General features: G+C 49.7%; 27 protein-coding genes. 15 read left to right on the forward strand and 12 right to left on the reverse strand.

The annotated features are described in order from the left end of the window. Nucleotides 1-98 precede the first annotated feature (98 nt). Nucleotides 99-1,028 (reverse strand): LysR family transcriptional regulator, encoded by a 930-nt coding sequence (locus tag IE074_RS12140; RefSeq protein WP_189385724.1) that lies wholly within the window; start codon nt 1,026-1,028, stop codon nt 99-101. A 303-nt stretch (nt 1,029-1,331) separates the two neighbouring features. Here IE074_RS12140 and hglS point away from each other — a divergent pair, with 303 nt between their 5' ends. After that, entirely contained in the window at nt 1,332-2,711 is a 1,380-nt protein-coding gene (hglS, locus tag IE074_RS12145; protein WP_189385725.1) for a 2-oxoadipate dioxygenase/decarboxylase HglS, read from the forward strand. Nucleotides 2,712-2,797: 86 nt separating this feature from the next. Here the strand turns inward: hglS and IE074_RS12150 are convergent, their stop codons facing one another. From IE074_RS12150 to IE074_RS12170, 5 genes are all read right to left on the reverse strand, one after another. Continuing rightward, the gene (locus tag IE074_RS12150) at nt 2,798-3,703 is read right to left on the reverse strand and encodes a LysR substrate-binding domain-containing protein (RefSeq protein ID WP_189385726.1); all 906 of its coding nucleotides are present in this window, start codon (nt 3,701-3,703) and stop codon (nt 2,798-2,800) included. Between the two features lie 119 nt (nt 3,704-3,822). Further along, nucleotides 3,823-4,305 carry a redoxin domain-containing protein gene (locus tag IE074_RS12155; protein WP_189385727.1) on the reverse strand — a complete coding sequence of 161 codons (483 nt, stop codon included), beginning with the start codon at nt 4,303-4,305 and terminating at the stop codon, nt 3,823-3,825. 43 nt (nt 4,306-4,348) lie between these two features. Then, nucleotides 4,349-4,963: a P-loop nucleotide/nucleoside kinase family protein gene (locus IE074_RS12160; protein WP_189385728.1), complete on the reverse strand. Its 615-nt coding sequence runs from the start codon at nt 4,961-4,963 to the stop codon at nt 4,349-4,351. A gap of 124 nt (nt 4,964-5,087) precedes the next feature. After that, a complete protein-coding gene (locus tag IE074_RS12165) occupies nt 5,088-6,389 on the reverse strand; it encodes a class I SAM-dependent methyltransferase (RefSeq protein WP_189385729.1) in 1,302 nt (433 codons plus the stop codon). Nucleotides 6,390-6,494: 105 nt separating this feature from the next. Further along, nucleotides 6,495-8,576, reverse strand: a complete 2,082-nt coding sequence (locus IE074_RS12170) for a TonB-dependent receptor domain-containing protein (RefSeq protein WP_189385730.1) — start codon at nt 8,574-8,576, stop codon at nt 6,495-6,497. A 245-nt stretch (nt 8,577-8,821) separates the two neighbouring features. On the opposite strand from IE074_RS12170, the gene IE074_RS12175 reads away from it, so the two are divergent. Continuing rightward, nucleotides 8,822-9,112 carry a hypothetical protein gene (locus tag IE074_RS12175; RefSeq protein ID WP_189385731.1) on the forward strand — a complete coding sequence of 97 codons (291 nt, stop codon included), beginning with the start codon at nt 8,822-8,824 and terminating at the stop codon, nt 9,110-9,112. Nucleotides 9,113-9,163: 51 nt separating this feature from the next. Next, complete coding sequence (locus IE074_RS12180) at nt 9,164-9,379, forward strand: flagellar basal body L-ring protein FlgH (protein WP_189385732.1); 216 nt, start codon at nt 9,164-9,166, stop codon at nt 9,377-9,379. 18 nt (nt 9,380-9,397) lie between these two features. Here the strand turns inward: IE074_RS12180 and rnhA are convergent, their stop codons facing one another. Both rnhA and IE074_RS12190 read right to left on the reverse strand, forming a co-directional pair. Next, a complete protein-coding gene (gene rnhA / locus IE074_RS12185; protein WP_189385733.1) occupies nt 9,398-9,856 on the reverse strand; it encodes a ribonuclease HI in 459 nt (152 codons plus the stop codon). Further along, entirely contained in the window at nt 9,849-10,640 is a 792-nt protein-coding gene (locus tag IE074_RS12190; protein WP_189385734.1) for a class I SAM-dependent methyltransferase, read from the reverse strand. Before IE074_RS12190 ends, rnhA begins: the two co-directional genes overlap by 8 nt. A gap of 51 nt (nt 10,641-10,691) precedes the next feature. Here IE074_RS12190 and gloB point away from each other — a divergent pair, with 51 nt between their 5' ends. The 4 genes from gloB to dnaQ all read left to right on the forward strand — a co-directional run bounded on the left by gloB (nt 10,692) and on the right by dnaQ (nt 14,753). Further along, nucleotides 10,692-11,474, forward strand: coding sequence for a hydroxyacylglutathione hydrolase (gene gloB, locus IE074_RS12195; RefSeq protein WP_189385735.1), 783 nt, complete (start codon nt 10,692-10,694; stop codon nt 11,472-11,474). A gap of 8 nt (nt 11,475-11,482) precedes the next feature. Further along, the gene (locus tag IE074_RS12200; RefSeq protein WP_189385736.1) at nt 11,483-13,135 is read left to right on the forward strand and encodes a lytic transglycosylase; all 1,653 of its coding nucleotides are present in this window, start codon (nt 11,483-11,485) and stop codon (nt 13,133-13,135) included. A 104-nt stretch (nt 13,136-13,239) separates the two neighbouring features. Beyond that, on the forward strand, nt 13,240-14,022 hold the full coding sequence (fabI, locus tag IE074_RS12205) for an enoyl-ACP reductase FabI (RefSeq protein ID WP_189385737.1): 783 nt from the start codon (nt 13,240-13,242) through the stop codon (nt 14,020-14,022). 26 nt (nt 14,023-14,048) lie between these two features. Continuing rightward, nucleotides 14,049-14,753 carry a DNA polymerase III subunit epsilon gene (dnaQ, locus tag IE074_RS12210; protein WP_189385738.1) on the forward strand — a complete coding sequence of 235 codons (705 nt, stop codon included), beginning with the start codon at nt 14,049-14,051 and terminating at the stop codon, nt 14,751-14,753. Here dnaQ and IE074_RS12215 read toward each other — a convergent pair. Continuing rightward, on the reverse strand, nt 14,750-15,292 hold the full coding sequence (locus tag IE074_RS12215; protein ID WP_189385739.1) for a GNAT family N-acetyltransferase: 543 nt from the start codon (nt 15,290-15,292) through the stop codon (nt 14,750-14,752). The two genes, dnaQ and IE074_RS12215, sit on opposite strands and share 4 nt — an antisense overlap. Before the next feature lie 130 nt (nt 15,293-15,422). Between IE074_RS12215 and IE074_RS12220 the strand changes: the two genes are divergently transcribed. The 4 genes from IE074_RS12220 to IE074_RS12235 all read left to right on the forward strand — a co-directional run bounded on the left by IE074_RS12220 (nt 15,423) and on the right by IE074_RS12235 (nt 18,417). After that, on the forward strand, nt 15,423-15,767 hold the full coding sequence (locus tag IE074_RS12220) for a protein tyrosine phosphatase family protein (protein ID WP_189385740.1): 345 nt from the start codon (nt 15,423-15,425) through the stop codon (nt 15,765-15,767). 18 nt (nt 15,768-15,785) lie between these two features. Then, on the forward strand, nt 15,786-16,247 hold the full coding sequence (locus IE074_RS12225; RefSeq protein WP_189385741.1) for a universal stress protein: 462 nt from the start codon (nt 15,786-15,788) through the stop codon (nt 16,245-16,247). Nucleotides 16,248-16,389: 142 nt separating this feature from the next. Beyond that, nucleotides 16,390-16,896: a peroxiredoxin gene (locus IE074_RS12230; RefSeq protein ID WP_189385742.1), complete on the forward strand. Its 507-nt coding sequence runs from the start codon at nt 16,390-16,392 to the stop codon at nt 16,894-16,896. A gap of 78 nt (nt 16,897-16,974) precedes the next feature. Beyond that, nucleotides 16,975-18,417 carry an MFS transporter gene (locus tag IE074_RS12235; RefSeq protein WP_189385743.1) on the forward strand — a complete coding sequence of 481 codons (1,443 nt, stop codon included), beginning with the start codon at nt 16,975-16,977 and terminating at the stop codon, nt 18,415-18,417. Nucleotides 18,418-18,458: 41 nt separating this feature from the next. On the opposite strand, the gene IE074_RS12240 is transcribed toward IE074_RS12235, so the two are convergent. Together IE074_RS12240 and bioB are read right to left on the reverse strand one after the other, a co-directional pair. Beyond that, nucleotides 18,459-19,316: a DMT family transporter gene (locus IE074_RS12240; RefSeq protein WP_189385744.1), complete on the reverse strand. Its 858-nt coding sequence runs from the start codon at nt 19,314-19,316 to the stop codon at nt 18,459-18,461. A 24-nt stretch (nt 19,317-19,340) separates the two neighbouring features. Then, the gene (bioB, locus tag IE074_RS12245) at nt 19,341-20,327 is read right to left on the reverse strand and encodes a biotin synthase BioB (protein WP_189385745.1); all 987 of its coding nucleotides are present in this window, start codon (nt 20,325-20,327) and stop codon (nt 19,341-19,343) included. Nucleotides 20,328-20,533: 206 nt separating this feature from the next. Between bioB and IE074_RS12250 the strand changes: the two genes are divergently transcribed. The 3 genes from IE074_RS12250 (at nt 20,534) to IE074_RS12260 (ending at nt 23,504) form a co-directional block, all read left to right on the forward strand. Continuing rightward, complete coding sequence (locus IE074_RS12250; protein ID WP_189385746.1) at nt 20,534-21,346, forward strand: YoaK family protein; 813 nt, start codon at nt 20,534-20,536, stop codon at nt 21,344-21,346. Between the two features lie 138 nt (nt 21,347-21,484). Further along, the gene (gene cls, locus IE074_RS12255) at nt 21,485-22,939 is read left to right on the forward strand and encodes a cardiolipin synthase (protein ID WP_189385747.1); all 1,455 of its coding nucleotides are present in this window, start codon (nt 21,485-21,487) and stop codon (nt 22,937-22,939) included. A gap of 22 nt (nt 22,940-22,961) precedes the next feature. After that, nucleotides 22,962-23,504: an NUDIX hydrolase gene (locus tag IE074_RS12260; protein WP_189385748.1), complete on the forward strand. Its 543-nt coding sequence runs from the start codon at nt 22,962-22,964 to the stop codon at nt 23,502-23,504. 58 nt (nt 23,505-23,562) lie between these two features. On the opposite strand, the gene IE074_RS12265 is transcribed toward IE074_RS12260, so the two are convergent. After that, entirely contained in the window at nt 23,563-23,727 is a 165-nt protein-coding gene (locus IE074_RS12265) for a DUF1328 domain-containing protein (protein ID WP_189385749.1), read from the reverse strand. A 300-nt stretch (nt 23,728-24,027) separates the two neighbouring features. Between IE074_RS12265 and IE074_RS12270 the strand changes: the two genes are divergently transcribed. Continuing rightward, complete coding sequence (locus IE074_RS12270; protein ID WP_189385750.1) at nt 24,028-24,999, forward strand: adenosine deaminase; 972 nt, start codon at nt 24,028-24,030, stop codon at nt 24,997-24,999. The last annotated feature ends 228 nt before the right edge of the window (nt 25,000-25,227 follow it).

Here is a 25,227-nt window from a genome sequence, read left to right on the forward strand (position 1 = left end):
GTGGAATTGTTGTTTTTCACTTTTTTGAACAAAATTCAGGCGCATTCCCCCGCCTGAACGCTAAACGTCAGGTGAGGTGATTGTTTATGGGAGAGTGGTCAGGCTTGAGTGGATTTCTGCAGTGTCTGATTGGCCAGCTCACCCACCCGTTTTACTTCAGTCTCAAAGGCTTGCAGTAAATTTTGGGCAGCCAGGCTCAGGGGACGACGTGGGTGATAAACGGAAATAAGCTCACGGTGGATCGGGTCGGTAATACGGGCGATACACAGTACTTTGTTTTCCAGGTCCCGGGAAATGGCGCTGACAGGTAAAATGGTTGCCCATTCACCGGTTTTTACCAGTTCCATGGTAGGCATCAGTGCATCCAGTTCAAGATGGGACTGCATGGTTTTGCCTGTCTTGCGCAAGTGGTCGTCAATCAGGCTGCGCAATACCTGGCCACTGCTGGGAACAATCAGGCGTCCGGGGGGGATCTGGTTGAAGTCGGGCGTGTCAGAACTCAGGAACTTGCTTTTGCGGGCTACGACCAATACCAGTTCTTCACTCATGATCGGGCTGGAAATAAGACTGCCCAGTTTGGGGGTGTCATTGGTAATGGCGAAATCAATTTTCCCTGCATCCAGATTTTCAATCAGAATGTTGGTATAACCCACTGAGAGCTGAATGGTCACATTAGGGAAATCAACGCAGTATCTGGACAGTGCATTTGGTACAACATTGACCCCAAGGGAAGGCGCAAGGCCTACCCTGACCAGGCCGGATGCCTCTCCGCCAAGATCCAGCATTTGTTGCTGGATGCTGTCTACTTCCCGGGCAAGGGGCAATAGCATTTTGTGCAGTTTTTCACCTGCCGTGGTGGGGGTTACGCCCCGACTTGAGCGGTCAAACAGACGGATGTCCAGGTCTTTTTCAAGTTTGCTGATTTGCGTGCTTAAGGCAGACTGGACAATGCCCAGTTGTTTGGCAGCCCGGGTAACGTTACCGTTTTGGAAAAGGCATAAAAAACACTCTATTTGACGTAAGTCCATAATTTCCTGGCAGGTAAGTTGGCGGATGTGAAGGAATTGTACTACAGGCGTTGCCGTGTATATTTGCAATGAAGATCAGGCGTCATGTTATGAATCCTTGTTCGGGCCAACGTTTTTCTGCAGGCAGAAAGTGTGTGTTTTTCTTAAGTTGGTGAGTTTTTTTCATGAAGTGGTGACATAAGGTCGTTTGACCGGTTCAGGGCGGGTACCGTAGAATTTCTACAGGCTTTTGTTTCCCAGGCCTTTTCCGGCCGGTGAAACCCCTTATCCGTATTCAATTTATTTTCAAACTGCCAATAATTTATGATGATTTCTTTTGTTTCCGCCAACGAGATTCGCTCCCGTTTTTCTTTTGCCATGTCAGAAATGTATCGTGAAGAGGTGCCCCTGTATGGCACGCTTCTGGATATCGTGGCTGAGGTGAACCGGCAGGTGCTGGAAAAAAATCCGCTTATGCATGAAGCGTTGTCCAATGCCAATGAACTAGGCAGGCTGGATGTGGAAAGGCATGGCGCCATCCGGTTGGGCACGGCAGAAGAGTTGCATACCTTGCGGCGTATTTTTCGTGTTATGGGCATGTATCCGGTTGGCTATTATGATTTATCGGTAGCCGGTGTGCCGGTGCATGCCACCGCATTCCGCCCAGTTACTGAAGAGGCCTTGAAAATCAATCCATTCAGGGTATTTACTTCATTGTTGCGCCTGGAGCTGATTGATGACGAGGCTTTAAGGCAAGAGGCTGCGGCCATTCTGGCACAGCGCCGGATATTTTCGGCAACCCTGCTGGCCCTGCTTGAAAAGTGCGAAGCGGAAGGTGGCCTGTCCTGTCAGGATGCGGGCAGTTTTGTTGCCGAGGTCAAGTCGGTTTTCCGCTGGCATCATGAAGCGACCGTTTCAAAGGACACATACCGTCAATTGCATGACGCCCACCGCCTGATTGCGGATGTGGTCTGTTTCAAAGGGCCGCATATCAATCATTTGACACCCCGCACACTGGATATCGACGAAGTCCAGGAACAGATGAAACAGCGCAACCTTAATCCCAAAGACGTGATTGAAGGGCCGCCAAAAAGAAAATGTCCGATTCTGTTGCGCCAGACCAGTTTCAAGGCGCTGGAAGAGAAGATTGTTTTTGCAGAGGATAGCCAGGCCGGCACGCATACGGCCCGTTTCGGTGAAATTGAACAGCGTGGCGTTGCGCTGACGCCCAAAGGCAGGGCCTTGTATGACCGTTTGCTGGAGCAGGCGCGCAGTCATAACAATGAGGGCAGTGCCGGGCAAGGTTATGCGGATCGTCTGCTTGAGGCTTTCAAGGTATTTCCTGATGACCTTGAACAATTAAGAAAAGAGCGGCTGGCCTATTTCCGTTATGTCCTTAAAGACGAAAACCGGTTCAATGCCCTTGCCCTGGCAGAATCGGAGCCTGATCTGGAAGCCTTGCTGACGGCTGGAGCGATTGCTGCCGAACCGATTGTGTATGAAGATTTTCTGCCTGTCAGTGCAGCCGGTATTTTCCAGTCGAACCTGGGCGGGACCGAACAAAAACACTATGCGGCAAATGCTTCCAAAGCACAGTTTGAAAAAGATCTGGGTGAGGCCGTACAGGACGAGCTGAAGTTATATGAAGTGATGCAGCAGGAATCCATTGACATGCTTTTCAGCCGGTTGGAACAGGCGGTTTAATGCTGCTTTGTGATGTTGGAAGTATGGTAAAGGGCATGCTTGAATGTATTGAGTACGCGTGATCGGAAATGGTTTTCCGGTCTGTGTTATTTGCCAGGCTCCCGGCTGCTCCGGCATTCGTCCAGCAGCCATGTGCGGAACAGTGTCAGTGCTGTTCCGTGACTGTATTCGGTGGGGTAAACCAGGTAGTAGGCGGCGTCTTCCGTTCCGGCTGCGTCAAAAGGAATGATAATGCCCAATTGATCCAGCCGTCCTTCTATGAAAAATTTCGGGATCAGTGCAATGCCCATGCCGGCCGCCGCACCGCTTATAAGCATGGTGTGCAGTTCATAGCGCACGCCGGTTTTTGATTTTGGCGTATCAATACCCTGTGATTTGAACCAGTGATGCCAGCTGTTGGGGCGGGTGGTTGAGTGTAGCAAGGGGTATTCAAGCAAGTCTTCAGCGCGGGTGAGCGGCTTTTTCAGGAGCCCGGCAGAGCAGATCGGGACCACTTCCTCTTTGAAAAGATAATCGGCGGACGTGCCAACCCAGGTGGGGCTGCCGAAATGGATGGCCGCTTCGAAATGGGTTTGTTCAAAATGAAAAATATCGGTTTGGATACCCATATTGATGGAAATGTCGGGGTGTTGCCGGTTAAAGGCCGGCAAGCGCGGAATAAGCCAGTGTGAGGCAAATGTGGGTAAAACGGCCAGTTCAAGGTGCCCGCTCCGGTCGCCGAAAGCGATTAAATCCAGCGTGTTCCTGTCCAGGGCTGCCATGGGCTCACGAATGCGTGATGCATAAAGCGAGCCAGCACGGGTCAGGATGACCCTTTGTTTGTTGCGGACGAATAAACGGACGCCCAGATTGCTTTCCAGCGTGGAAATTTGCCGGGAAATGGCACTTTCAGTCAGGGAAAGTTCTTTGGCGGCAAGGGCGAAGCTTTCATGCCGGGCTGCGGCTTCAAAGGCCGAAAGTGCGGAAATGCTGGGGATGTTGAATTTTCTCATGAAATTTAGGAAAGCCCGGCAGGTATGGTTCTTGTTGCTTGAAATATGGATGCTTGAACAAAGGTGCAAGCTGTCACGCTGGTGCCTGATTCAGGAAATAAAGTAAAAACGGTATGTTTTTAGCCGTCAGGCGACTCACCCAGCAGCCGTCCCAGAAGAGCGCCCAGAACAAGATCGTCAATCTGACCGAAATGGTTGAGCCGTACATATCCCTGTTTATCCAGTACAAGCAGGCTGGGCGTGCCTTGCAAATTCCATTGCGCCATGGTTTTCGGAATGGCGCTGTTTTCGGAAGGGGTATCCACGCCAACCGGAAAGCGTAGCCGGAATTCGTGAATGAAAACTTCAAGCGCATGCGGCTGCATGGCATTATGATGTTCGAATACCGTGTGCAGGCCAATGACTTTCAAGCCTTCGCCAGCCAGGGCCTGATGGGCCCGTATGGCCTGTGGAACGCCATGCAGCACACAGCCCGGGCAGAGCATCTGGAAAGTGTGGATCATGACAACCTGGCCACGAAGGTCGGCCAGCTGCAATGGTTGCGGTGTATTGAACCATTGCGACACATGCCATTCCTGAAGGGGGAAGTAACTTTTGCTCATGTTCTACGCTCCTTGGAAACAGGTAAATCCGGTGGATGGTATGTCAGGCGGATTCTGGATGTTCAGGAGGTATTGTGGCGGTTTCCAGCAATTCCTGCAATGCTGCCAGCAATGCTTCCGGCGACGAGCTGGCATCAAGTACCGGTATTTTCCCTTCTTCTACGGCAGGCGGTTTTTTCAGCGACTGGATATAGTCGCCCCAGTGTTCAAGTTTCCATTGGTCGCGCGGGTCTGCCCGTTTAATGATGCGTTCTTTGCGAATTTCATGAGGCAGGTCAAGCCAGACATGGATCAGGCGCGTGTTTGCCGGCAGGCCCAGTGCCATTGCGGAAAACAGGGCGCCCGAAGCCAGTTCACGGCTCCAGGGTCCGGGAAATACCACATTCAGGCCCAGTTCCAGCTGTTCTTTGCCAATCAGCAGGGTGCTTTTGTATTGCAGGTCACGTATTTTTTCCTTGAAAAAAGGGCTGTCCCTGTCATTCGGGTCCTGGCCGCAGGCTTGCAGGAAAGGGCCGGTCCAGTATTCACCAACGGTATCTTTGTCCAGGACGCACCAGGTGTGCTGCCGTTGCAGCTGCTGCCGGATAAAACGGGTGGTTAATACGGATTTGCCGGTACCGGCATGACCCAGTATGAAAAGTGCGCAAGGGGCAGGCATATGTGGCCTTTTGGAAAGACGGTTCGGGTTTGGATTGTCCGGTTGTGTTTGGCCGGACAGGTGAAAACCGTCATTATATGCCGTGCCGCTTTGCCGGAAACCGTTTTTGCAGGAACCGTCTGAATCAGCTGGCTTGGGTCTGGGTCATGATGGCCGTGCCACATTCGGGTAAAAGCCGCAAAGGCAGTTGCTGTTTGTCCAGCCATGCCTGCAGATTGACGCAGGCGGGGGCCGTCTCCTGTTCCGCACGGACAGGGTGGGCATAATCTGCCCACATCAGCATATTGAGTGCCTGCAGCAATAAACCGGGTTCCGCCTTGAATGGCGGTATCTGGCGCAGCTCGTAAAAAGATTGGGGGCCTTGTGCCAGGGCAGCCAGCAGGGGAGAAAACATTTCTGCCGGTCCGGGAATGGTGCCAATGGGTGTTTTGAATTCCAGCGGGCCTGGAGAAGGCATGCCGGGAAGTGCCCTGAAAACGGTTTGGTTCATCAGGTCGAGGTGATTTTCATTATCCAGTGTTTGGGGGCTTGATTGAAAAACATCCAGCCGCTGGTGCTGGTTGCGAGCCATGTCCTTGACGGTTTCCCGCAGCGCCTGGCCAGGCAGGTTTTTCAGGATTGGCTGGAGATTGCCGGGAACAGACAGGGTATCCATATTTTCAAAGCCATCCGCACTGCCAATGAAACGGACCCCGGTCTGGCTGATAATACGGTGCAGGTCGGCTGAATGCTGGGGGTGCCAGTAATCGGTCAGGAACTCGTGCGCCAGATACGCAGGCAATTCTTTTTCAAGTGCCAGCAGCTCTTTTTCAATTTCGGGGTTGTCCACAAACAGGCCCGCACCGTTATTGGCCAGAATGCGTAACAGTTGCATGCCGTTTTGAATGCCTTGTACTGAATTGCCCCCTGTTATTTTGGCGGTTTCATAAAGTACTTTTTGCAGACCCGTCAGGCGGGCGGCACCGGGATAACACATGTAGTGCAAATACACCAGGCCTTGCGGTTTAAGCGATTGGTAAATCAGTTGAAGAATGCCGGCCTGTGCCTTGGGTGGCAGCCATGACCATGTGCCGTGGCTAACGATAAAGTCAAATTTTTCGCTGTTGTTTGTGGCAAATTCCTCGAAACCCGACTCAATAAAACGGATGTTTTCAATATTCAGTTTCTTGGCCAACGCCTGGGCGCTGGCAATATGTGCCTGGTTGAAGTCAATTCCGGTGAATTGTCCGGCAGGGTTGCAGGCCGCGGCAACCAGCAGGTTGATGCCGGGCCCGCAACCCAATTCGCAATAGCGGTAAGGCTTACTGATATCCGGTACGGCACAGCCTAATGTCTGTATGGTGTGGCATAGCCAGACCGGCTGCATTTCCTTGTGAAAATGAAGGGGATAGGAAACATCAATGATATAACCGTCACGGTGTTGCATTAGTGGCTTCTTGAAGGTTTGTGGGCTGGGAAAGTATATCGCTAAAAACAAGGGGAACTTCGGGGGCGCATGGCCGAAGTTCCCGGTTGTATAAACGGTATTATGTTAGAAACGGGCGGTCACACCCATGTAGTAGGTACGGCCATTTCCATCTCCGTAATCGTCATCGGTTCTGGCGATATTGTTGGTCAGGTTTTGAATGCCGGCACGCAAAGTCAGGTTTTTGTTAACGGCATAGTTAACACCGATATCAAGCGTGGTGTTCGCATAGGCAAAATGGTTGTTCGCGGTAGAGTCTGCGGGCGGGGTGTAAAGTTGTTTGCCAATATATTGTACCGATGCATAGGTGGACAGTTTTTCAGTGGCCTGCCAGTCAAGCAGGGCATTGGCCGTCCATTTGGGCGTCATGTTCAGCCAGCTTCCAGTGGTTTTGTTTTTTGACTTGATCATGTAAGTGGCATTGCCGCTCAGTCTTAAACCATCTGTAACAGGCAGGCCAAATGAAGCTTCCAGGCCGGCGGTTTCTCCCTCTTCAATATTGAATTGCTGGGTATACCAGGTGCCGTTGATATTGCCCAAAAAGCCATTTTGGATCATATCCTTGATTTTGCTTTGGAAGTAGGTCAGATCAAACGAGTAACCGGCCTGGTCAAAAGCGATACCCAGCTCATAGTTGGTGCTGACTTCAGGCTTAAGATCGGGGTTGCCAATCATGTAGCATTGACCGCCGGTATAGCCCAAAGGGCGCAATGAAGTACAACCCATGCCCATGGATGATGTTCCAGAGGTCAGTGAGCGCTCTTTCAGGTTGGGGGCACGGAAGCCTTTTGAAACGCCACCCTTGATGGTCCATGACTCGGTAGGATGATAAACCAGATATCCACGTGGACTGACATGCAAATCGAATTCGTCTGATTTGTCGCCACGCACCCCCAAGGTCAGGATCAGGTCGTCCCGCAGGAAAATCTGGTCTTCAACAAACAGTGACCATGCCCAGCCCTTTGGCTTTTTTTCAGCGGTGACCGTATCACCACCAGGCAACAGGACGCTAAGGATATTACCAATGTTGCTGGGATTTTCAACTTCTTCCCGTTTGTATTGGGCACCTACTGTCAGCCAGTGCTCCACGCCAGCAGTGCTAAAGGGCATGTCAACCTTGAAATCGGCAACATGCTCTTTGGATTTTGCGCCCAATTGATCTCCATCACCTTTGTTTTCATAGCTGTTGGCATACAGATCCAGTTTAGTACGGATTTCACCGAAACGTCCTTCGTGCCCAATCCCAAAATAGGTATGTCGCATGTCAGAACCAAAAATTTCATTGGTCACGTCTTCTTCGGCTTCACGCTGGGCCTGGTTTGGGAATTCTTCAGCCTTGTTGCGTCCAACGGAGCCATCCAGATAGAAGCTGTGGTTTTCGTTGAGTTGCCAATTGAGTTTTGCATTCATGTTCTGGTTGGCTGAGCCACTTGAACCACGGGTGCCTGTATCGGGTTCGCGGTTGGTATAACTGCCACCCAGCCGTATGCCCAGGCTTTCGGTAATGGGACCGCTAATATTAAAGCTGTGAGAGTTGGTGTCACCGGATTTGCCGGAATCGGGCACGCTCAGGTTGTTCGTTAGCGAGCCGCTCCAGACATTGTCAATTTTGCGGGTAATGATGTTAATGACCCCGCCCATGGCTTCAGAACCGTACAGGGTGGACATGGCACCACGCACGACTTCAATTCTCTCAATGGCATCGGGGGACAGCCAGTCCAGGTCTTGGGGGATGGTGTCAGGACGGTGTCCCAACAGGTTGGAGCCACCAATACGCTTGCCATCAACCAGGATCAGGGTGTATTTGTCAGGCATGCCGCGGAAGGCAATTTTAGAGCCTGCACCGGCAGGTGCAAAGCCACCGGTCACACCGGGAATAGTGCCAAGTACTTCGGCAATGCTGGCGTTGGGTTTGCGATCCAGTTCTTTACGGGTAATCACGCTGACGCTGGCAGGCGCATCACGAATTTCGCTTTCAACACTGCTTGCGGAGGCGAAGATGGTCTCCAGCTCAACAGCGGAGGTGTCATTGACATTGGTGTTGTCCTGTGCATAAGAAGAAGTGGCGGCCGTTGCCAGTAAAATGGCGCTTGCTAAACGGTTTAGTTTGAAAGAGTGGGGCAGCCTGGGGGTTTGTGTATTGCTCATGTTATAAATTCTTAAGATTAATATTTTTAAGATTGATATTGATAATGATTATCATTAAATATATAGCATGATAATTAAAAACCTGTAAAGATTTATATGGGAAATGGTTGCTGGGATGTTGTTTTTAGCCAAGAAGGAGTGCGCGTCCCGGTTTGGTAAAATTTGCCCTGGCTGAACAGAAAGATCGTATTGTTTAACCAGTTTTGCTACACTAAACAACAGTCTAACCAGTTGAAAGGCATTTCATGAAACTAGCGTTGTTGCTAACGGTTCCCGTCCTGTTTGTCGTGTCAGGCTGCGCCCATCCGGTTAATGTTGTGCCAGCGCTTGATGAGGCCGAAAAACAAACCTTGACGTGCAAGGACATAGGCAGAGAGTCCGATCGCCTGAATATTTTGTTGAACCAGCTGCGTCATGGCAATGAGCCGCTGTTTGGCAATGATCCTGCGCGGGTGCAAGAGGCAGAACAGGCCGCGCAAATGCGCCTGAACCAGATTCGTGAGTTAAGTGTCCAAAAACTGTGTGTTTTTGGTTAAAGTTAAATAAGTCCGGATTAGTGAATCCATTTGCCTTTTAAGGTTAAGTCAATGAAAAAAATTATTATTCTTCCATGCCTGTTATTGGCAGCCTGTGCCAATGGTCCGGTTGATGACAGCAAGGTTGCTGAATGCGCACAGGTCCAGTCCCGGATTATCCAGCAACCTGGTATTCCCGGAACCAGCAATTTTCTGTCGCGTGCCAATGATAATGTCCGTTCGGATGCCGAACGTGAGCGTGCCCGACGCATGGGGTGTCTTGAATAAACCCGATTCCCGCTTAAATCACTCTGCGGAGTGATTTTTTTTTGCCATCAGGACGCCTTCATTGGCCAGCTGGTCTGCGCGTTCATTTCCCGGGTCACCCGCATGTCCTTTGACCCATTTCCAGGTAATGTCATGCTGTGCCACCTGTTCATTCAGTTCAAGCCATAAATCCATGTTTTTCACCGGTTTTTTATCGGCGGTTTTCCAGTTTCTCCTGATCCAGCCGTCCATCCATTCGGTAATGCCTTTTTGTACATATTGTGAGTCAATGTGAAGCAGGACCCTGCAGGGGCGCTTCAGGGCTTTAAGTGCCTGGATGACCGCGGTCATTTCCATCCGGTTATTGGTGGTTTCGGACTCTCCTCCGCAAAGTGTTTTCTCATGATGGCCCTGTTTTAGCAATACGCCCCACCCACCAACGCCGGGATTGCCCTTGCAGGCACCGTCAGTCCATATTTCGACTAGTTTTTTATCCATTTTCCGTATTGAACAATTGAGTTATATTTCTTTGGGTAACAATGGCAGGTCGTCTGTTTGCCAGACTTCTTCTGCGTTTTTTCTTTAGCAAGGGCCCGACAAGATGCATGCCGCGCGCCCTTTTTTCGGCTGAAAGCAGGTAGACGCCTCCGGCCACTGGCCACCAGCGGTCTCCGGCCCTGTTCATGAAGTCCCAGCGTTTAAGCCACTTTTCAGTTTGGCAGGCAGGAGTATAGCAGCCGAAATGGCCCCTATCGATGTCGAGGGATAATAATTTGAACCAGTCTTTCAGGCGACGGACCGAGACCATGTTGCGGTTGGGAATGGGGATCCAGGGGTCCAGGAATGGCATGCCATTGCGAAGGCCCCATAAGCTGTTGGGATTGAAACCGGAAATGACAACCCGGCCTTCGTAAACCAGTACCCGTTCCACTTCCCGTAAAATCTGGTGCGGGTCTTGTGAGCACTCAAGAATATGTGGAAGGATGACCAGATCCAGGCTGCAATTGGGAAAGGGGAGTTGGTCCAGGCGGCCGTGAATGATTTTTGGCTGATCGGTCGATGTTACATTTTTTTTGGATTCATCCGTTAAAATCACTTTTGACCTGATCCGGTTATTTCGCAGAAAATCCCACGCCGGCAAGCCAATTTGCAATGCATTGAAGCCAAATGCGTTGGCGACGATTTGATCAAATTTATCCGTTTCCCAACGGATAACCGTTTGACCGGGATCAGTGTTCAGCCATTGCGTAAGGTTTAAAATCTGCGAATTGGTTTGTGTCACGCCTGCCTCGGGGTAAGTGTAGATATTTCTTGGAACATTTAAGTATTGGATATGACCTGTAAAATTCTGCCCATCAGTGCCTTTAACGATAATTATATCTGGATAATTGTACAGGGTGACAATGCCGTGGTGATTGATCCCGGCCAGGCCGAACCGGTGCTTAAGGTGCTTCGGGCCCAAAACCTGAACTTGCGGGCCATTCTGGTCACCCATCATCATGCCGACCATGTGGGGGGGATTGCCGGTTTGCGTGAGCACACATCTGCCAAAGTGTATGGCCCTGCCACTGAGTCTATTCCTTTTTGTGATGTGCCACTGCAGGAAGGCGACAGGATTGGCATAGACGGTTTTTCCTGGTCGCTTTCAGTCCTTGAGGTACCCGGGCATACTTTGGGGCATATTGCCTATTACGGCGATATCAATCCCAACGAACCCGTACTCTTTTGTGGTGATACCCTGTTTGCCACCGGTTGCGGCAGAATATTTGAAGGGAATTCTACGCAAATGTACCAAAGTATTGATAAATTTAGGAAACTGCCGCAAAATACGCTGGTGTTTTGCGCTCATGAGTATACCTTGGGTAATATTGAGTGGGCGCTTGCGGTAGAGGAGAGCAATCCTGATTTACAGCAGTGGTCACAAGAAGCCCGCGTCATCAGGAGCCAGCAAAAACCAACCGTTCCCACTACGGTCGGTCACGAACTTAAGACCAATCCGTTTATGCGGGTTGAGTGCGAATCTGTTATTAATGCAGCACAGGGCAAAGCCGGGCGCAGTTTGAATGCCCCCGATGAGGTATTTGCCGTGTTGCGCGATTGGAAGAATTCATTCTAGGGATACTCATGAAATTAGTTAAGCTTGCCGTTATAGCTTCAGTTGTTGTTTTAACCGGGTGTGCATCCTCCGGCAATTCTTCCAAAAATTATTCTTCCTCAAATGGGCAGCAAAAAGATGTTTGGGAAAGAATCCGCAAAGGGCTAAAGATGCCCGATCTGCAAGATGACAGGGTTGAATACTGGACCAATTACTATGCGGCCCGTCCTGCTTCCGTGCAAATAATGGCGCAGCGCTCAAGCAAGTATATTCACTATATTACCCAGGAACTGGAAAGACGCAATATGCCCACTGAACTGGCTTTGTTGCCGTTTGTTGAAAGTGCCTATAATGCGAAAGCGGTTTCCAGTGCCAAAGCGGCCGGTCTGTGGCAATTCATTCCAAGTACGGGCACGCATTACAACTTGACGCAAGACTGGTGGAAAGACGAAAGACGGGATCCGGTCCAGTCTACCCATGCCGCGCTAAATTACCTTTCTTATCTGCACGGTTTTCAGGATAATGACTGGCATTTGGCCCTGGCTTCTTACAATTGGGGAGAGGGTGCGGTTAAACGTGCCCGTGACCGTAATGCCAATACGGGTCTTGGCACCGACTACCTGTCCCTGAGAATGCCCAAGGAAACGCGCGATTATGTTCCCAAGTTACAGGCTTTCGAAAACATCATAAGAAACCCCGCCCGTTATGGTATTAAACTGCCTCATGTGGCAGACCAGCCTTATTTCGAGAAGGTCAGTAACACCCATGACATTGATCTGGACGTTGCGGCCCGACTGGCCGAGATTTCCGTTGAGGAATTTCGTGAACTGAATCCATCGTTCCAGAGAAATGTATTGCTGGACGAGCACGCTTCGCAAATTCTGTTGCCCAAACATAAAGTGACTGCCTTCAAGCGTAATCTTAAAAATTACCAGGGAGAACTCTCGGCGTGGGAAGGTTATACCCCTGCTCCGGGCGAGTCCCTGGCAAGTATTGCAGACAAATACGGCATTTCCCTGGACAAGTTGAAGTCGCTGAATGGTTATGGTCCAAAGCAATCGGTTGCCCTGTCTTCCAGAACCCTGATGGTGCCACGCAATTCGGGCGCCCCTGCCGGCATTACGCCTAACGACATCATGGCACCTGCCATTAACACGGCAGCACCGGCCATGCTGGCCAGTAATGACAATGTAGCAAGGGCTTCCGCCACATCACCTGCCCGGGTTTCTGCGCCGGCACCTTCGCCTGCGCTTAATAACAGGCCCGTCATGGCTTCTGCATCTGCAGTAAGCGTTGATCCTTTGGCCGATATCATTTACTCAAGAAGCAACAACGCCGGATTAACGGCTGGTGTGCGTGCCGTTCCGGTAGCGGCCTCAAGTACCGCCGTTTCTGCGGCAGCGTCACGGTCTGCGGTGTATAAACGGCCAGCTGTGGAAGTGGCCGTCAAAGCCACTGCCAAGCCTGCCGTACGCACGGCTTCTTTAACCAAGCCGGCTCCAAAAGCCGACGCAAAGAAAAAGGTATCTGTTCACAAAGTGGCCAAGGGAGACACACTTTACTCTCTGGCAAAACGTTATAATACGTCGGTTCAAGATTTGAAAGCGTTGAATAACATGAGTAATACAGCCCTGAAACCAGGGGTGTCGTTACGTATTCCCGGAGCAGGAAGCCGAGGCTAGGCCAGGCTGAACCGCTAAATTTTCAAGATGAAAATTGCGTAATACTTTCAGGTTACGCAATTTTTTTTATAATAATTCCGTTTTGCAAAATAGGATAAGAAACAATGGGTTTTCTTGCAAATAAAAGAGTCCTGGTCACAGGCGTCATTTCCAATCGCTCCATTGCATATGGCATTGCACGTGCCTGTCATCAGCAAGGTGCCGAATTGGCGTTCACCTATGTCGGAGACCGTTTTAAAGACCGTGTCACGGAATTTGCCGCTGATTTTGGCAGCAATATCGTGATTCCCTGCGATGTTTCCGCTGATGAAAATATTGATGCCGCGTTTGCCGAGCTGGCAAAGCACTGGGACGGTCTTGATGGTCTTGTGCACTCTATAGGATTTGCACCCAGGGAAGCCATTGCCGGCAATTTTCTGGAGGGCATCACCCGTGAGAATTTCCGTATTGCCCATGATATTTCGGCTTACAGCTTTCCTGCCATGGCAAGGGCTGCGTTACCGTTGCTGCAGGCACGCAAGGGTTCTGTACTTACCATGACTTACCTGGGGGCAGAAAAATCCATCCCCAATTACAATACCATGGGTCTGGCTAAAGCTTCCCTTGAAGCCAGTGTCCGTTATCTGGCCAGCGCCTTGGGCGAGCAAGGTATCCGTTCCAACGCGATTTCCGCCGGTCCCATCAAAACATTGGCAGCCAGTGGTATCAAGGATTTTTCGGTTATTCTGAACTTTGTTGAAAAACATGCTCCCTTGCGCCGCAACGTTACTATCGAAGACGTTGGTAATACCGCAGCCTTCCTGCTGTCAGAATTGGCGGCAGGCATTACCGGTCAGGTGGTGCACGTTGATGCCGGCTTCTCGGCAGTCGTGCCAGGCATGGCTTAATTGTTTTTTTGCGGGGTTGTAAAATAATGCGTCAGATTATTCTTGATACCGAAACCACTGGCCTTGATCCTGATCAGGGCGACCGCGTTGTTGAGCTGGGGTGTGTAGAGGTTGTTAACCGGGAGTTAACCGGGAATAACCTGCATCTTTATTTCAACCCCGACCGGGACAGTTCCCCCGAGGCTTTGGCGGTTCATGGACTGACAACCGAATTTTTGTCCCGGCACAACCGTTTCAAGGATGAGGCGCAGCGTATTGCCGCCTACCTGGAAGGCGCCGAAATTATCATTCATAACGCAGCCTTCGATACCAAATTCCTGAATGCCGAGTTTGCCCGGGCAGGCATGCCCACTGTCAATAGCATTGCCGGTCTTATTACCGATACCCTGGCCATGGCGCGGGAACGATTCCCCGGCAAGCGCAATAACCTTGACGTGCTTTGCGAACGTTTTGATATTTCCAACAAACATCGTATTTTGCATGGTGCCTTGCTGGATGCCGAGCTGTTGGCTGAAGTCTGGTTGGCCATGACACGCGGCCAGTTTGGCTTGTTGATAGAAGAAGCGGGTGAACAGGGCACACAAAAAAAAACGGCAGACAGACTGGCGCTGGATACGCTGATATTGCCGGTTGTCAGGCCCTCAGACCCAGAGTTGCTGGCGCATCAGGAATACCTGGATGCCCTGGATAAAACCGCCGGAAAAACCTGTTTATGGCGTGAGCTTGCCTAGTTTACCTCTTTGGGTAACGTGTGGCCGCCTTCGCCTATTTCACGCTGCATCAAGACCGTATCAATCCATCTGTTATGTTTGAAGCCCGTGTTGGGCTGTATGCCAGTCAGGGTAAATCCGTGACGCTTGTGCAGATTGATGGAGGCCAGGTTTTCAGTGCCGCCAATAACCGCGATCATCTGGCGCCATGGTCCTTGTTCACAATGTCTGATGAGCGCCGTTAACAGTTGGCTGCCAATTCCTTTTTGTCCCATGTCATGACGCAGATAGATGCTGTTTTCTACCGTGAAGCGATAGGCAATGCGTGGGCGGTATGCCGATGCATAACAATAGCCAACCACTTCATTGTTTTGCAGGGCAACCAGATAGGGATATCCGGCAGCGATGACCTTGTCATAACGCTGGCGTATTTCGGCCACATCGGGAACCGTTTCTTCGAAGGTGGCCATGCCGTAAAGGACATGATGGGCATAAATGGACTGAATGGCGGTTATATCACTGGCCTGTGCCGGGCGGATGTGGCAGGTATCTGCTTGCATGATGAATCTGGGGGGTAAATTGAAAAATAATTGTTTACAATCAAATAAACTAGCATAAAATCAGATAACCGAAAAGGATAAAGAGTACGATATCTTTATGTCCTTCAAACAGTTTATTGAAGAGGAATTCATGTCAACACCTTTTATATCATTAAGTGATACCGTTGCCGTCGCACCCCAGTTAAGCGCCAGTGACATGGCGGCTGTCAAGGCGGCCGGTTTCAACAGTGTTATCATCAACCGTCCCGATCTTGAAGGTGGCGACACCCAGCCTCTTTCAGCCGAGATCATCAAGGCCGGGCAAGAGGCTGGCCTTACCGTGGTGTACCAGCCTGTAGTCAGTGGGGCAATGACCCAGGAAAATGTTAACCAGTTTCAAGAGTACCTGGAAACCTTGCCAACGCCTATCCTTGCTTTTTGCCGTACCGGAACCCGTTGTACGCATTTGTACAATGCTGCCAAACAAACATCCTAGTCCAAAGGAGCTTACTTTATGTATAAAAAAATATTGCTGCCTATCGATGGTTCAGAAATTTCTGCTCAAGCCGCTAACTCCGGCATTAGTTTTGCCCGGCAAATTGGTGCTGAAATCGTTACCATCAATGTAACCCAGCCCTTTTCAACACTGATTGGTTTTGATGGCATGGCTGCGTCATACGCCATTTCCGATGGCGATTACGAAGAGGCAGCTAAAAAAGAAGCACAGGAATATCTGAAACCTGTTCTTGAGCGGGCCGAAACGGCAGGGGTTAAGGCAACGTCTGTCATTACCTCCAATTACAGTGTGGCCGATGGAATTGTGGAAGCTGCCAAAGAGCATAATTGTGATCTTATTTATATTGCCAGTCACGGCCGCAGCGGTTTATCCCGCTTGTTGCTGGGCAGCGTAACTGTCAAGGTGTTGTCTTTGGCCCATACCTCGGTTCTGGTTTATCGCGTCAAGGAAAGCAGCTAGTCTTTAAGTCATTTTTTTGTAAAAAACCGCCTTATTCCATAAATCGGGATAAGGCGGTTTTTGTTTCCTGGCACATTTGTTTTTTTTCAAGGCATGTAGTGATACACTTTCTTTTCATACAGGCTTATTTCAAGGAGAAGTCATGACGATTAAAATTGGTGATAAAGTTCCAGACGGTACACTAACAGAATTCATTGAAACCGCTTCCGAGGGATGCTCCCTGGGGCCAAATGCTTTCAAGGTGTCCGAGCTGGTCAAGGGCAAGAAAATTGCCCTGTTTGCAGTCCCCGGTGCCTTCACGCCCACCTGCTCTGCCCAGCATCTGCCGGGGTATATTGAACTGGAAAGCCAACTCAAGGCCAAGGGTATTGATGAAATCTGGTGTGTTGCGGTCAATGATGCATTTGTCATGGGCGCCTGGGGACGGGAGCAGAATGCACAGGGTAAAGTACGCATGTTTGCCGATGGATCGGCAACATGGACCAAAGCCATGGGTCTTGATCTTGATCTGGTTGACAAGGGCCTGGGGGTGCGTTCACGCCGCTATTCAGCGGTATTGGATGATGGAGTGGTTACCCTTCTTAATCTTGAAGAAGGTGGCGGCTATGAAGTGAGTGATGCGAACACATTGCTGTCCCAGTTAGGCTAGTTTTTTTGTTTTTCATAAGGTCCCTGCGTTGGCAGGGACCTTTTCCTGTTCTGGATTGCGGATTGCAGGTGTCTGGGTATGATTTCACTGTTTTTGTCTTTTTTGTCGCTTTACACTGCAATTCTTTTCCTGTCTCTGGGTACGGGTTTGTTCAACACGTACATCGCGCTATTTCTTACGCAGAACAATGTCAGTGAGGTTTGGGTGGGCCTGCTGATGGCAGCCTATTATACGGGGCTTGTTCTGGGCGCGCGCACCGGGCACAAGCTGATTGTCTATGTAGGGCATATACGGGCTTATGCCATTGCGGCAGCCATCGTGGCTATTATGGTTTTAATGCAAACCATTGTGTCAAATATCACATTGTGGCTGTTTTTTCGGGTTGTCGTGGGTATGGCCATGGTCACACAGTACATGATTCTTGAAAGCTGGCTGAATGATCAGTCTGATTCGACAACGCGCGGCAGTATATTCTCTTTTTACATGATTATGTCCAGTCTTGGGCTGGTGTTGGGGCAGGCTTCAATTTCCGTTTTTCCGTCATTGGACCATACGCCGCTTATTGTGGTTGCCATTGCAACGGCCCTTTGCCTTATTCCTGTTGCCATGACACGCCGGGTTCATCCGGTCATCCATTCGCAGGCACCCATTAAGTTTCAGGTGTTTATCAGGCTAGTGCCCATGTCCATGTTTATTCTGTTTATGGCGGGCTGTATTACCGGCACTTTTTACAGTCTGGCGCCCGTATATGGCATTAAGCTGGGCTTGGATACCAACCAGATTGCCATGTTCCTGTCTGTTTGTGTGATGGCCGGCGTGCTGTTCCAGTGGCCAATGGGGTGGCTGTCCGATCGGGTCGACCGGGTCAAACTGATCGGCATTAATGTTTTTCTGCTAACCCTGGTTACGATTCCTTTATATGGATATTGGTCGGTTTCGTTTCCTTTGGTGCTGCTGCTGGTGGCGATTGTAGGTATTTTGCAATTTACCATTTATCCCTTGGCGATTGCTTTTGCCAACGACCACGTGGAACCGGGGTTACGGGTCGGTTTAAGTGGCGTTTTGCTCATGGTTTACGGAGTAGGTGCTGGCCTGGGGCCCGTTGTGGCCGGCAAACTGATGGATGTGGGTGGTGCGGGGATGTTCTACATTTTTACATCCGCCTGTGCGTTTATCTTGACTCTGTTTATCAGCCGTCAAAAAGTATCCGGTAAATATCGTGTCCAGCAAGAGCCTTTTGTACCTATGCCTGTAGATATTCAGCCTGCTCCGGCCGTCCTGGAGCTGGATCCGCGCGTTGATCGCAGTATTGATATTTCTGCAGATGAAGCGAAAATGGAAGAGGTAATCGAACAGTTAAAAGCAGATGAGAAACAGGAAAGACTTGAGGCAGTTGTTCCGGCGGCTGATGGGCAGGATGGTGCGCAACGGGAAGAGGTGCTGTTGGCTGAGCCGGCCGGGGATGTTGCGGCTGAAACTGAAATCTTGAGTGACAGCAAACTGCGACCTGCTGAACCTTAACTCAAGGAAGCCCCGCGGGTTGGCGAGGCTTCGCAAGTGTTTTAAGCAATAACCCAGTAATACAGGCAGAGTACGGCCAGGATGGCAAGCACAATGCCAATAGCATTAACAATGCTGATTTTTTCCCTGAAAACCAGGGCGCCAACCAGGGTGCCAAGGCTGATGACACCAATGTTCATGGTGGTAAAAACCAGGGTTGGGTTTTCGCTGAAGTGCTGGTGTGCCTTGATATAAAAAAGGATATTACCAAAATTCAGGCAACCCAGTACAAGGCCACCCACCGCATGACGCAGGTGCCATTGCGCTTTGCTGGTAAATAAATAAATAAACATGAGCAAACCGGCCATGGCAAAGGCAATAAACAGCCCGGTCGGGAAGGCGGTGCCGGTTTTGGCCATTTGCTTGAACAGGATATCAATCACGCCATAACCGATCCACACCATTAACAGATACAGCGCACTGCTGCGGGTTTGAACTGCGGTGGCGTTTGAAGCTGGTTTCCACAGCAGACAGAACAAGGCAATGAAGGCAATGAGCAGGCTGATACCCCGTGGCAGTGACAGAGTCTCTCCAAAAATCGTGAACGAAGCGATAATGGGCAGGAACAGGGACAGTCTTTGTGCCGCATCGGCACGAACAATGCCGGCAAACTCAACCGCCTTGAACATGGCCAGGAAAATAAGCGGTAATAATACTCCCAGAATGGTAAACAGTCCCCAGGGTAATGCCTGTATGCTGGCACCCGAGAGCTTGGGTTGTAAAAGCAGCCAGCATAAAACAATGGCTGTGACATAATTGAAGGCAATCGCCTGCTTGATGTCAATGGCATGTTGGCGGGCTATTTTCAGCAGGACTGAAACCGTCACACTGCATAAAATGCTTAAGAGAAGGTAAATCATAAGGTGTTTCTTGTCCGGTATGGCTTAATGATGGTTTTGGGCGCCAGTTGCTTTCAGGTTAAGCCGTTCCAGTAACTGTTGGTCGGCCTGTGCCTGGGGGTTGCCGCTGGTCAGCAGTTTTTCTCCGTAGAAAATAGAATTTGCGCCAGCCAGGAAGCAGAGTGCCTGAATGCCATCACTCATTTGCTCGCGTCCGGCAGACAGGCGAACATAGGCCTTGGGCATGGTAATGCGGGCCACCGCAATTGTGCGGATGAATTCAAACGGGTCCAGGTCTTGATTATCAAATAAGGGAGTGCCCTTGATTTTAACCAGGTTGTTAACGGGTACCGATTCCGGATAAGGGCTCAGGTTGGCCAGCTGGGCAATCAGCCCAGCGCGTTCCCGACGGGATTCTCCCAGGCCAACAATACCGCCGCAGCACACATTTAGTCCGGCGTTACGTACTCTTTCAAGGGTTTCCAGGCGGTCTTCATAAGTGCGCGTGGTAATGATTTCACCGTAGAATTCGGGTGAAGTGTCAAGATTATGGTTGTAATAGTCCAGGCCGGCGTCACGTAACTGTTCTGCCTGTCCTTCTTGCAACATGCCCAGGGTGACACAGGTTTCCATACCCAGTCCCTTGACGGCCGAGATCATTCTGGCAATTTCATCCAGTTGGTGTGGTTTGGGATTGCGCCATGCCGCACCCATGCAAAAGCGTTGGGCACCATTATCGCGGGCTGTTTTTGCTGCATTAACGACCTCTTCAAGGGGCATCAGTTTTTCGGCCTTGACTTCCGTGTTGTAACGGGCAGACTGGGGGCAATAAGAGCAGTCTTCGGCGCAACCGCCGGTCTTGATGGATAGCAGGCTTGATAACTGGATTTCATTGGGGGTATGGTTGGCACGATGAATTTGCTGGGCCTGAAATAGCAGATCCATGAATGGAAGCTCAAATAAATCGATAATTGAACTGATATTCCATCCTGTATTCTGATGGGATGGGTCTTGTTGTGTTAATGTATCCATTTGCTCTTGTTCGCTTAAGTAATAAATATTGAAACTCACCCATCCTAAGGTCGCAAAGGTAAATTGGCAACAATGTTAAAAATGCATTTTTTTGATTTTTAACGTAATTTAATTGTTTTTTCGCTGATTTTAAAGTTTTTTATGGAGTGCGTGGTAAATATCCAGTATTTTTTCCGGTTTGTTTTTTGAAATTTTGTTTGTGGAACATGTCGTTCAAAGACTATTCGCGTCGTTTAAGTGGAAAAATAAGAACCAAGGATGCTAATTCATCACTGGCTTATTATTTGACATTTATTGCGGGGGCAATAAATGCTGGCGGTTTTTTGGCTATCGGTCAGTACACGTCGCATATGTCGGGGATTGTCTCGGGCATGGCAGACTCCCTGGCTTTGTGGAACTGGACAATCGTGCTGTCTGGCCTGGGGGCTTTCATGGCCTTTACGGCCGGAGCGGGCTCAACGGCAATCATCATTAATTGGGCCAGGCATTCTTATTTACGAAGCGAATATGCACTGCCTATTTTGCTGGAAGCCATGATGCTGATCCTGTTTGGTGCCCTTGATGGCATGCAGTGGTATTACGACTGGCTCTGGACGTCAGTAACCGTGGCGGTGCTGTGTTATATCATGGGGCTTCAAAACGCCATTATTACCAAGATGTCCCACTCTGAATTCAGAACCACGCATGTAACCGGTATGGTTACCGATATCGGCATTGAATTGGGTAAGCTGTTTTATTGGAACCCTAATAAAAACGATCCCAAAAAACCTGTTGTCCGAGGAGACCGGGTCAAGCTCAAGCTGTTAAGCAAGCTGGTGTTGCTTTTTTTTCTGGGCGGTGTAACCGGTGCTTTTGGTTTCAAGCATTTGGGGTTCACATTTACGATGGGGCTGGCATCCATTCTGGTTCTGATTTCCAGTGCGCCAATTCTTGATGATCTTCATGCGGCAAAGGTGTTGTTCCTGCAGCGTCGTCACCCCAAGAACGGGTTGGATGAAGGTGAGAACCGTTCTGAATGAACCACGTGTGGCTTAATTAATGTATACGTCCTTATTCAATTGGATTATCCTATATTTTGCGCATGCGGGCGTCTTCGTAAATAGGCGTTGAACGATAGAAAGCAGAAAGTATCGGGTTGCCACAATAAGGGTGTCTAAGTGTCTTTGATTCCTCAGGAGTTTCATGCTTTTATATACACGGTATGGACTGTGTATATTGTCGCCATAGGTGGCTGGATCCTATTACAGAAAAGATCTCCCATCTCCACGCTTACCTGGATTCTTACCCTCAGCTTTATTCCAGTGCTGGGATTCTTCATTTACTACCTGTTTGGGCCCAAAAAAATCATTCGGCACCGGTTGAGCCGCCGTCGCAGCAGGCAAATTGTTGATCGTAATTATGCAATTTGGGATCCCTATATCCAGTCAGAAGATTTTCCGGAAGAATATAAGTCGATGGCCCGGCTTATTTTCAATATCACGAATATCCCTCTGTGCCACTCTATGGATTACCGTCTGTTGTCGGGTGGCGAAAAAACCTATGATGCCATTTTTGAGGCCATTCGCAAGGCTAAGAATTATATCCTGCTCGAATACTATATTTTTGAAACCGATGAAACCGGTATAGCGATGCGGGATTTGCTGACGGAAAAATTAAAAGAAGGCGTAAAAATTTATTTATTGGTTGATGCCTTGGGTTCTTCCCGGCTTACCCGTAATTTCATGCATGATTTTGCCCAGGCTGGCGGAGAACTGGGTTTTTTTCATAACATCACATGGCGTCGCCTGTTTTCCCTGATCAATTTCCGCAATCACCGGAAAATCGTTATTTGCGATGGCCTGACCGGTTTCACAGGCGGCGTGAATATTTCCGATGAGCAGGATTTACGAAGAAATGCCAACGCTTATCATGATGTGCATATTCAGGTGGATGGCCCGGTTATTGCCTGGCTTGAAAGTATTTTCATTGAGGATTGGCACTATTCAACCGGAGATCTTTCTTTGGTGAGGGCATTAAGAAAAGCCGAGCGCAAAGATATTGACGTGGAGCGTGTGGTGACCGAGCCGGGCCAGGCTTATCGCATGCAGGTCATTCCTTCTGGGCCCGATTCTGATTTTGCCCCCATTTTACGGGTGATGCTGTCGGCCATGTACCGGGCCCGCAAACGGATTTATTTAACCACACCTTATTTTGTGCCGGATGAAGCCTCGCTTTTTGCCCTGACATCAGCGGCCCTTAAAGGGGTGGATGTGCGTTTGCTGGTGCCCCGAAAAAGTGACAATCTGGTGGTGACGCTGGCAACCCAATCCTGGTACGATGATCTTATCAAGGCGGGTATCCGGATATATGAATACACGCCTCGCATGCTGCATACCAAAACCCTAGTCATTGATGAAGACCTGTCTTTTATTGGTAGCGCCAACTTTGATTACCGCAGTTTTTACCTTAATTTTGAGGTATCGGTATTGTGTTATGAGTCCAAGGCCAACGAGTTGCTGGCCCGTGAGTTTCATGAAACATTGAAGTCTTCCGAGGAGGTTATACCCGGAAAGCAAGGTTTTGCTTATCGTCTTTTGACCTCTACCGCCCGTTTGTTTTCTCCTTTGCTTTAATTTGAATTAAAAGAGTATTTTCATGTCTGATATTGGTCTTGTAGAAACCCTGAAAGAAAGTCGTCCGGTATTTTCCGGAGCGGTGGTCAAGCTGTCGGTTGATACGGTGGAGTTGCCCAACGGCAAGCAGGCTACCCGTGAGGTAGTACGCCATTGCGGAGCCGTGTGCGTACTGGCGGTGACCGCGCAGGAACAAGTGGTGCTGGTCAGGCAATTTCGTCACCCGGTAGGCGATGTGTTGCTGGAAATTCCGGCTGGCAAGCTGGACATGGCTGGCGAAAGCCCCGAGCAATGCGCCTACAGGGAATTGGCCGAAGAAACCCCTTATACGGCGCAATCCATGGCATTGATCCAGAAATTTTATACCGCCCCCGGGTTTTGTGATGAATTGATGTACCTGTACGAAGCCAGGGGTATTACAGAAAACAGCAAACTGAAGGCGGATGAGGATGAGTTCGTGCAAACCGTTCTGTTAAACCGGCAACAAGTAAAGCAAGCCATTAAAGACAGGAGCATTCGGGACGCAAAAACCCTGATTGCCCTGCAAAGCTGGCTGCTTGACTGAAGCCGCTACGGGTTTTGTGTTGTCCCTGGTTATATTTCAGGAAGGTAAAGGGGAACGGTTACTTCTTGAATTTGCCACCAAACAATATTGAAAGTATGGCCAGGACAAGGAAAACCACAAACAGGATTTTTGCTATGCCGGCAGCACTAGAGGCGATACCGCCAAATCCAAGTACGGCGGCAATAATGGCAATAATAAAAAAGACAATAGCGTAGTGCAACATGTTCCGTCTCCTTTTTTATTCAAAAAGTTCTTTTCAGGATAATTGAATAGATTATTGTAAATATTGATGAATTAAGGTTAATCAGAACCAGGGTGCAAGTCAATGCATTTCTGCGGCAAGCGTTAGTATTTGTAATTATTGTGGATTTGGCCGGATTTTGTTAAAGAAGCGTTTCAAACTGTATTAATATCATGCGGGTGGCAGGGCTTGCAGGGCATAAAATGTTTTCATGATAAAGTAGGTGCATACTTTATCTGACAAATTTAAAGTATTAAAACCACCACTTAAAGACAAGTATCAATGAATACACAGGAACTCCGTTCATTTATCCGGGATCTGCCCAAGGCGGAATTGCATCTTCATATTGAAGGCACGCTTGAGGCCGACATGATTTTTGCCTTGGCCGAACGTAACAAGGTCCGGCTGCCTTATGCTGACATCGAGTCATTGAACAGGGCTTACCAGTTTACCGACTTGCAGTCTTTTCTGGATCTTTATTATGCCGGTGCCGCAGTCTTGCAAACCGAGCAGGATTTTCATGACATGACCTGGGCCTATTTGCAGCGGGCTGCGGCCGACGGGGTGGTGCATGCGGAAATCATGTTTGATCCGCAAACTCATACGAGCAGGGGGGTGGCCATTGAAACGGTGTTTGCCGGCCTTGCCAGTGCCATGCGACAGGGTCATAAAGAGCTGGGTATCAGCAGCAGCCTGATCTTCAGTTTTTTGCGCCATTTAAGCGAGGCTGAGGCCTTTGCCACGCTTGAGCAGGCCTTACCCTTGCGCGGGCAATATGACGACTTGTGGCTGTCGGTCGGGCTTGATTCTTCTGAAAATGGTAATCCACCGGAAAAATTCCAGAAGGTTTTTGCCCATTGCAAAGAATTGGGTTTCAGGCGGGTGGCGCATGCCGGTGAAGAGGGGCCGGCTTCTTATGTACGCGACGCCCTTGACCTGTTGCAGGCCGAGCGTATTGACCATGGCGTGCGCAGTGAGGAAGACCCGATTCTGATGCAGCGCTTGCGGCAGGAACAGATACCGTTGACGGTGTGCCCCCTGTCCAACCTGAAATTATGTGTGGTGCCAGATCTGAAACAGCATAACCTGAAACGGCTGCTTGAACAGGGGCTGTGTGTCACCGTCAATTCGGATGACCCGGCTTATTTTGGCGGCTATATTCTGGATAACTACGTTGCCACGGCCCAGGCCCTTGGTTTGTCTAAAGAGCAGCTGGTACAGCTTGCCGCCAATAGCATGGCGGCGCGTTTTTGAGTGGTGGATATGTGCTTCTAATATGCATTCCCACGCGCAGCGTGGGAATGCATGCTTTTTTGGGGTTGCTTAAATCCGCCATGACTCGTTCCCATGCTCTTGCATCACTGCCATTAAGTTAAGCATTTTTTGAGATAATAAGCGGCTTTGATTGACAGTTGAACATGGCTAAAAAAAGCAGGCAATTGAAGTTACCCAAGAGCGGCTTGAAGCGAATAGCTTCAAGCA

This window comes from Advenella faeciporci (genome assembly GCF_014652395.1).
GTDB lineage: Bacteria > Pseudomonadota > Gammaproteobacteria > Burkholderiales > Burkholderiaceae_B > Advenella > Advenella faeciporci.